Source organism: Streptococcus mitis (assembly GCF_002096855.1).
GTDB classification, from domain to species: domain Bacteria; phylum Bacillota; class Bacilli; order Lactobacillales; family Streptococcaceae; genus Streptococcus; species Streptococcus mitis_Y.
In genome coordinates this window covers 1-359 of record NZ_NCVH01000016.1, presented here as the reverse complement: position 1 = coordinate 359, position 359 = coordinate 1, and the positions used below count along the sequence as shown (strand labels likewise).

Below are 359 nucleotides of genomic sequence, written 5' to 3'. Positions count from 1 at the left end.
TCTACTGCTGGAGTAGTGATTGTGTTGGATTTCTCAACACGACCTGTTTCTACTCCGTCTGTGTAAGTGACAGTTTCAACAATCGTGCGAACACCTTTTTGCCCAGCGGTCTTCACTCGACGACTTCCTTCTGGAAGATCTGGATTTGTGACTTCCTTAGTTTGGAAGGCAACATCTTCTGTTTTCGTTTCTTCCTTCGTTGTAACTACTGGAGCTACTACTTTCTTAGTTCCTACTTCAACGATCTCATCTACTGCTGGAGTGGTGATTGTGTTGGATTTCTCAACACGACCTGTTTCTACTCCGTCTGTGTAAGTGACAGTTTCAACAATCGTGCGAACACCCTTCTTACCAGCTGT

At 44.6% G+C, this 359-nt stretch carries 1 protein-coding gene; it reads right to left on the bottom strand.

The genetic code is table 11. The features are described 5' to 3' along the window. Positions 1-359 (bottom strand): G5 domain-containing protein (locus B7698_RS00620; protein ID WP_192855079.1); only part of this gene is annotated, 359 nt, incomplete at both ends.